This is a genomic window from bacterium (assembly GCA_009926305.1).
Classification (GTDB): domain Bacteria; phylum Bdellovibrionota_C; class UBA2361; order UBA2361; family RFPC01; genus RFPC01.
Genome location: RFPC01000094.1, coordinates 1 through 8,340, shown reverse-complemented (window position 1 = coordinate 8,340; position 8,340 = coordinate 1). Strand labels below are relative to the sequence as shown.

Below are 8,340 nucleotides of genomic sequence, written 5' to 3'. Positions count from 1 at the left end.
GGATACATGGGAGCAAATATTCGTTCTATTGGGGTTATTGGTAGCGGTCAGATGGGTGCAGGGATTGCACAGGTTGCAGCACAGTCAGGCCTCTCAACCGTATTATTTGATATATCGGATCAAGCGCTGGAGGGAGCGAAAAAGGGAATCATTCGTCGTCTCGATAGAGCCATTGAAAAAGAACAAATCACATCCGAGGCGAAAGAAAACATTCTCGGAAATCTTACTTATTCAGCCGAACTCTCTTCACTTTCAAAAAGTGATTTCGTAGTTGAGGCAATCGTGGAGAATATCGCGATTAAAGAAAAGCTCTTAAATGAGCTTACACCCCATCTTGCTGAGCATACGATACTTGCCAGCAATACATCATCCATCTCAATTACCCGACTAGCAAAGGCCTCTGATCGACCAGAGCGTTTTATCGGGATGCACTTCATGAATCCCGTGCCAATCATGGAGCTAGTAGAAATTATCCGTGGGCTTCAGACTAACGATGAGACCTATACAATCACAAAAACTCTTGCTGAGCAGATGGGGAAAAAGACCGTGCTTGCCCTTGATGGTCCAGGGTTTATCGTTAACCGCATACTTTGTCCAATGATTAATGAAGCTATTTACCTTTTACAAGAAGGAGTAAAGGCAGAGGATATCGACCAGGCAATGATGCTTGGAACGAATCATCCCATGGGCCCTCTCACCTTAGCTGATTTCGTTGGGCTTGATACTTTACTTGCCATCTTAGAGCTTCTCCACAGAGAACTCGGTGAAGACAAGTATAGACCGTGCCCACTGCTCAGAAAATATGTTGAGGCTGGTTGGTACGGAAAGAAGAGTGGAAGAGGCTTCTACCGGCATGACCAGTAGGCGCTGAGATGAATTGGAAATCCAGCGCAGAACCACCACACTAGCCCTGCCGCATACCATCTCGAATAAGCTCAAGCAGGCCGATATTGTCCGAATGACCTGTCATTCTTGCGGTAATCTTTGCCTGTAACGGCCTACCCAAAAGATAGAGATCTCCAATCGCGTCTAAAATTTTATGTCGGACAGCTTCATTCTGAAAACGAAGCGACTGATTAAGCGCTCCATCCTTGCCGTAGAGGATAAAGTTATCCATTCGACCCCCCTGCGCTAGTCCCTTCGCTTGAAGAAAACCTACATCTTGAACAAATCCGAATGTTCTCGCTGGAGCAATCTCTTCTTCGTAGTGTTCAATAGAGTCATGCGTATACACTAGCTCTTGTTCTCCAAGCGGTTCCGGATAACTCAGATAGTAATCAACTGTCAGAGTCTCTGCCGGTTCTATAGAGATCTCTTCCCTACCATTATCGTATGTAATCTTCTCGGTAGGTCTTATTGCATACCATTCACCACTCTGATCACAAACTCCAACCTCATTGATGGCCTTTAGGAAATCAAGTGAGGAGCCATCCAAAATGGGAACCTCTTCATTACACTTCACCAGGAGGTTTGATATCCCAAGAGCGTGGAGTGCTGACATCAAGTGTTCAATCGTTTGAACACTGCTTCCTCCCGATTTAAGTGTTGTCGCAAATCCAGTTGAATCAACAAAATTAACATGCGCTGGTACTGCAGCTCCACCAGATACACCGACAAAGTGAATGCCCGAGCTCGGTGGGAGCGGCTCAAGACTCATGCCGCTCTTTTTACCCGAGTGAAGCCCCGTGCCATATAATATTATCGAATGTTGTATTGTCCTTTGCTGAACTAACGCTCCCGCCCAAGGCTGTTTCCCAAATATACTTTTCTGAACATTAAGATGAAGTGCGGCTCCTCCAGCGTCTCTTACCCCTATGTCCGCTCCATCAATATCATGGCCACTTGATTCCTCTGGACTCATCACAGGATGACTCTCGCCCTCGTCCTCACCCCTTCGTTGAGCAGACAAGGCAGCTCTCGCTCTTTCTAGGGTGACTTCTATGTCTAGCGGCTTCTCTAAAAAGTCATAGGCGCCCATCTGAGTCGCTTTCACCGCCGTAGCAATGGTGGCATGACCGCTCATCATTATAACACACGGTGGATTCTTTAGCGCTTGCAGCTCTTGAAGGACTTCCATCCCATCCCGACCTGGAATCCAAATATCGAGAAGAACGAGGTCTGGACTATTCTCTAGTGCCTCAAACAGCCGTTCCGCAGAGTGAAGCGAAGAAACCTCAGAGCCGACTTCCATGAAGAGCTTCTCAAGCTCAAGACAAATCCCGGGCTCATCATCGATGATCAGGACCTTGGATCCCTTTAAAATGTCATCCTCTGAACGCTCCATCTCAGATACTGCTGCTCCCATACTTACTCCGCTCGCATAAAATTTTGTAATGAAACCGCTGCATGGCCAAACAACGTACTTTCTCTTTCAGGTCCGACACTCACCATTGAGATATCGCACTCTACCATTTCTGATAGCGAGCTGAGGTATACACGAGCATTTTGCGGTAGATGATGCCACTTGCGTACCTCTGAAAGATTATCTTCCCAGCCATCGAACGTAACATACTGCGGCTCGACTCGCTCAAGTTCTGATGGCAAGACAGGTGCATCCTCTACCTTCTTTCCATCTAGCAGATAATTTACACACACCTGAATTTTCTCAAGCCCTGAAAGAACATCTAACTTTGTCAGTGCAAGCATATCTATGCCATTCAACCGAACCGCTTTCCTCAAAAGAACTGCATCAAACCAGCCACATCGGCGAGAACGCCCCGTTACTGTTCCGAATTCATTTCCCTTCTTTTGAAGATACTCTCCTACTACCCCAGTATCTTCAGTAGGAAATGGCCCACTTCCAACCCTGGTGGTGTAGGCTTTTGCAACACCTAAAATATGATCGATGGTTCGGGGGCCAACTCCGACTCCTGAGCAAACAGCGCCAGCTAAAGTGCTCGATGAAGTTACAAAAGGAATAGCACCATGAATCTGATCAAGAAGCGTGCCTTGAGCACCTTCAAAAACAATTCTTCTCTCCCGCTTATGTGCCTCAGCAATCATCATCCCGACATTTCCCATAAATGGGAGGAGTCTATCAGCAGTTCTTTCTAGATACTCACGCACCTCAGCGAAGGCCACTTGCTGATCAGACTTCAACACATCCTTTAAGTACTGATTGCGAAGCTCAAGCACCTCTTCCATGCGCTCCAAAACCTGTGGAAGGTACCGAAGTTCAGCAAGCCGAATTCCGCTCCTATTTGCTCTATCTTCATAGCAGGGCCCGATACCTCTTCCCGTTGTTCCAATACGATTTTTTCCACGTAATTCTTCTCGAGCAATATCAATGATTTTGTGATACGGCATGATGAGATGTACACTCTCATCAATGATAAGGCGCTCCTTCGTAACCGACACGCCAGCTTCTTCTAGCCCACTTGTCTCTTCAAGAAATACATCCGCATCGAGAACTACCCCAGCAGCAATGCAGCAGATCGTTTCCTGACGCAGAATTCCAGAGGGTACAAGGCGCAGCTTGGTTTCTTTTCCATCAACGAGAAGAGTATGCCCAGCATTATTCCCACCCTGAAAACGAACCACGTATTGCGCATTCGACGTCAGATAATCAACAAGCTTTCCTTTCCCTTCATCACCCCACTGGGCGCCCACAACAACAAGGCTACTCATCCCTTTCTCCTTCAGTACTATTCACACTCCAGCTCATACACACTCTCGTGAAACTTCAATATCGACAAAGACGACCTTCCAGGAATCCCTTATGAAGCGAAGCAGACCCACTGGCTTAGAACTCTTCTCAACACAAAGCAGTGCATAGTCCCCTTCTTCTAACCGTTGACCGGAAAGCTCTCGTATCACCTTTGAGCTATCTCCATGGCGTAATTTTAGAAAACAATCGGATGACACACCAAGTCGGGGGATATCTCCAAATACTTCATACCACGAAATAAGGTTCTGAGCGGTAATCTTTTCAAGAGATGTACTCATATTTATATCGAATGGGGCCGATTCTACCCGCCTGATTGAAGCGATAGCTCCCCCCGTTCCCAAAGATTCTCCAAGATCCCGGGCTAGCGAGCGCACATAGGTTCCCGGACCACATTCGACTCTATAGCCGTATCGGTCTGGGGAAAGAAAATTCAGTTCAAAATCATAAACCATCACTTCACGAGAGGAGATCTCAACCTGTTCACCTCTCCGCGCTCTCACATGTGCCCTCTCCCCGCGAATCTTCACTGCACTTACCGTTGGAGGCTTTTGTAAAATATTCCCAATAAACGACTTCGTCGCCGCCAGCACAATCTCATTAGAGGGAAAGCTTCCATCAAATCGCGATAAGACCTCGCCAGAAAGATCATCTGTCTGGGTTGTTACTCCAAGTTGCAATTCCCCCAGATAGGTTTTTTTTCCACCAGCAACCAAGGGGATCAAGCGAGTTGCTCTTCCCACTGCACACACAAGCACCCCCGTTGCATCCGGATCTAATGTTCCCAAATGACCCACTTTCGCCTTCCGACCGAGTCCGAGAGCTCGCTTCACTCTATTCACAACATGAGCACTCGTCATGCCAGCAGGCTTATCAATGCAGAGAAAACCCATTGGCACTTCTTGTACTCGAATAGAGTGGCCTATAGGTGCTGAAGACGCAGTCTCAGTTGATTCCATTACTCTGCACTCTCTGCTTCCAAAGGAAGAACTTTTTCTAAAGCAGATTCTAGCCGCGCTACAATATCATTCAGTGCTCCTGATGCGCGAAAGGCTGCCGCAGCTCGATGCCCTCCTCCCCCAAACGACGTCGAAACAGCTGCCAGGTCTACATCCGCACGCGACGTCCTGAGACTAGCTTTCCACTTGCCATCAAACCATCTGACAGAATAAGAAATCTCAACTCCTTCAATATCTCTAAGGAGCTCAGCTAACTCTTCAGCATCTTCTGGGCCACCAGCGACTCTCTTATAGTCCTCCTCCGTAATCGCTACACCAGCAATGCGTCCATCGCATAGCGTTCTCATCTTTTGAAAACCGATACCATTCATCTTAACGGTAGATAAAGGCACCGAGCCAAACAGATGTCGGGTAAGCACATCTAAACGCGCACCTGACCTCAGTAACTCTGCAGATTTTTCAAGAGTATCGGCTGTAGTCGAGCGATAACGAAATGCTCCGGTATCACCTAGGATGCCAGCTAAAAGACACTCTGCTGCATTCTTTGGTAACAAGGACTTACTATCGGAGGAAGTTTTCCATTCATGAAACAAATCAATAACTAACTCACTGGTTGAAGATGCTTTGGTATCAACCACATTGACCGTGCCGAAGTTATTGTTTGATTCATGATGATCAATATTAATAAGTGGCACATTTTTATTAGAGACCACCCATTGCTCTAACCGGTCTCCGACTCGATTAAGTTCTCCCGCATCGCAAGTGATAAATAGGTCTGGGCACCAACTCTCTGTCTCATGAGCAACAGATTCTGCTCCAGGCAAGAAGGCAAGTCTTTCTCGTGCTGCATCAGCATCTTCATTGAAAAGACGAACATCACAGGATGGCAAGCTCTGCCTGATGATATGAGCTAGCCCGCAAGAAGAGCCGTAAGCATCGGGATCTGGGCTAATATGTGACAGAATAGCAATCGACGAACTCTTCGAAATAACCTCCACCGCAGCAGCCAATGCTTCTTCTTTTTTATTCATCGCGAACTTCCTCTTTAACGAAAGAGGTGCTCTGACAAACCCCTTGTTCATCCTGCTCAATTTCTTGACTGGGTGACTGTCGCTCTACAGATTCCTTCATTATAGATTCTATCTGCTCAACCGTATCGAGCGTATTATCATAAAAAAATCGGAGTTCGGGAATAAATCTGAGTCGGAGTCCCTCCGAAAGCGCCGCACGAAAGAAACCGCGAGCCCCCTTGAAAGCTCCCTCGATCTCTAAAATTCGCTGTTTTGAGCCCGACTGGACCCAATAGACAGATGCGACTCTCAAGTCTTTGGAAACTTTCACACCTGTAATCGTTACCATGCGCAACCGCTCGTCAGAAGTTTCGAGCAATCTTTTTGCTAGAACTTCTCGGATTGCTTGCGCGACTTTGTATACACGTCTGTTTTCACTCAACGTTGCAACTCCTTAGTTGAGGTCATCTAAAGATGCTTCAATTTCTTCAATCTCGTACATCTCAATAACGTCTCCAATCTTGACATCATTAAAATTTTCAATTGAGACACCGCACTCATATCCAGACTGAACTTCCTTCACATCATCTTTAAAACGACGCAGACCACTCATCTTTCCTTCGTGAACCACTGCACTATCACGAAGCAGCCGCACGTATGCACCTCTTCGAGCGATTCCATCAAGAACATAGCCACCAGCAATTCGTCCGATTTTTGGGACCATAAAGGTGTCTCGCACCTCAATTCGTCCGAGCGACTTCTCTTTCTTAATAGGTTCGAGAAGACCTGCCATCGCACGCTTTACATCATCAACAAGCTCATAAATAACTCGATAAAATCGTATTTCAACACCGTGGCGCTCTGCCTCATCAGCTGCTCGAGACTCAGCGCGAACGTTAAATCCAACAATCAAAGCTTTGGATGCAATAGCTAACTGAACATCGTTCTCGCTCACACCTCCTACACCACCTAAGACCACGTGTACTTTCACCTTTTCACCGGAGAGCTTTTCTACTGCATCGCGAACTGCCTCCAGTGAACCGTGAACATCTGCTTTTACAATCAGATTTAATTCTGCTGCTTTTGCCTTTCCAGCTTGTCGGGCAAACTCCTCAAGAGAGACAGGTCCTCCGCCCAGCCTTGACTCCTTAAGTTTTAACTTCTCAGCGCGATTCATCGCCACGGCACGAGCTTTACTCTCAGACTCAACGACAACAAAGTCATCACCAGCTCTAGGAACACCACTCAGTCCAGTAATCTCAACAGGAACGGCGGGACCGGCTTCCGTAATGGTTTCGCCCCTATGGTTCATCATTGAACGAACTCGCCCAAACTCAGCACCTGTTACATAAATCTCTCCTAGTCGGAGCGTCCCCTTTTGAACAAGCACTGTAGCAACGATTCCCCTTCCGAGCTCTTGACGAGCCTCAATGATTGTACCGACCGCTCGACGCTCAGGATTTGCTTTTAACTCTGCGACCTCAGCAACAAGAAGTACTCCTTCTAATAATTCTGAGATTCCGCCTCCCTGAAGCGCTGAAACATGGAAGAACATCACATCTCCACCCCAGTCTTCTGGCTGCAATCCTCGCTCGGCAAGTTGCTGCTTTACTTTATCCGGATTTGCGCCCTCTTTATCCATCTTGTTGACCGCAACCACGATTGGAACACCCGCAGCTTTTGCATGCTCAATTGCTTCAACTGTCTGCGGCATAACACCATCATCGGCAGCGACAACAAGAATTACGATATCAGTAACCTGCGCTCCTCTCGCTCTCATCGATGTAAACGCGGCGTGACCCGGCGTATCGATAAACGTAATCGTTCTGCCATCCTCTACCGTTACTTGATAGGCACCTATGTGCTGAGTAATACCCCCATGCTCACGTTCAGCAACCGAACTCTTTCGAATTGTATCAAGAAGCGACGTCTTCCCGTGGTCGACGTGCCCCATGACGGTAACGATTGGAGAGCGCGGCAACTCAACACCAGTCTCCTCTTGATCTTCAACTAGGAGAATCTCAGCCTCATCGAAAGAAACTGATTCCACCTGAAAGCCAAATTCCTCAGCGATGATAGTTGCAGTATCTTGATCGATTGCTTGGTTAATTGTCGCCATGATTCCAAGCTCGATGAGCTTTTGAATGACTTCACCAGATTTAAGGCTCATCTGGGAGGCAAGTTCACCCACGGTGATAATTTCATCCATCTTAACAATTCGCTTCGAGGCTTTTGGAACGGTCTTCTCAGCGGCGCTTATAGTCTCCTCTTCTGCTGCGCCCTTCTTTTTCTGCTTTCCACCTTTTGTTACTCGACGACCTGGCAATCCTTCGTAATCGACCAGATCAGTTCGCGTAAACTCCCTCTTTTTCGAACGCTTTTTACCGCCTTTCTTCTTGCGACCATCGCCGTCATCTTCCTCTTCAACATCTGGGGCGTCATGAAATACTCGGGTCCGCTTCTTCTGAGCTGGCGCTCGAGTCTCCGGCTCTTTTGCGAGTTCAATTTTTCCAAGCACCTTTGGACCAGCTCGCTTTTTAAGTGGCTTTTCTTCAACCTCTTCTGGCTGACCTACCTCTCCTTCTTCAGATGTGTCTCCAGCTTCAACCCCCACTACACTGCTATCAGGAGAAACATCGCCTGCGTCTGTTTCCGGAACTCCTGAAGCGCTTGAGGATGTCTCCGCAGTAACGTCCTCTCCGGCGGA

7 protein-coding genes are annotated in these 8,340 nt (G+C 47.4%); 1 reads left to right on the top strand and 6 read right to left on the bottom strand.

The genetic code is table 11. The annotated features are described in order from the left end of the window. Window positions 1-6 precede the first annotated feature (6 nt). Entirely contained in the window at window positions 7-864 is an 858-nt protein-coding gene (locus tag EBR25_11570) for a 3-hydroxybutyryl-CoA dehydrogenase (protein NBW41621.1), read from the top strand. Window positions 865-904: 40 nt separating this feature from the next. Here EBR25_11570 and lpxC read toward each other — a convergent pair whose 3' ends face one another. The 6 genes from lpxC to EBR25_11540 form a co-directional block, all read right to left on the bottom strand. Then, window positions 905-2,305 carry a UDP-3-O-[3-hydroxymyristoyl] N-acetylglucosamine deacetylase gene (gene lpxC / locus EBR25_11565; protein ID NBW41620.1) on the bottom strand — a complete coding sequence of 467 codons (1,401 nt, stop codon included), beginning with the start codon at window positions 2,303-2,305 and terminating at the stop codon, window positions 905-907. Window positions 2,306-2,307: 2 nt separating this feature from the next. After that, entirely contained in the window at window positions 2,308-3,627 is a 1,320-nt protein-coding gene (locus EBR25_11560; protein ID NBW41619.1) for an adenylosuccinate synthase, read from the bottom strand. Window positions 3,628-3,660: 33 nt separating this feature from the next. Beyond that, a complete protein-coding gene (gene truB, locus EBR25_11555) occupies window positions 3,661-4,623 on the bottom strand; it encodes a tRNA pseudouridine(55) synthase TruB (protein NBW41618.1) in 963 nt (320 codons plus the stop codon). Further along, a complete protein-coding gene (locus EBR25_11550) occupies window positions 4,623-5,705 on the bottom strand; it encodes a bifunctional oligoribonuclease/PAP phosphatase NrnA (protein NBW41617.1) in 1,083 nt (360 codons plus the stop codon). Before EBR25_11550 ends, truB begins: the two co-directional genes overlap by 1 nt. Next, window positions 5,647-6,075: a 30S ribosome-binding factor RbfA gene (gene rbfA / locus EBR25_11545; GenBank protein ID NBW41616.1), complete on the bottom strand. Its 429-nt coding sequence runs from the start codon at window positions 6,073-6,075 to the stop codon at window positions 5,647-5,649. The genes EBR25_11550 and rbfA overlap by 59 nt, the downstream gene beginning before the upstream one ends. Window positions 6,076-6,087: 12 nt before the next feature. Then, window positions 6,088-8,340: translation initiation factor IF-2 (locus EBR25_11540; protein NBW41615.1), on the bottom strand; the 2,253-nt coding region annotated here is incomplete at its 5' end.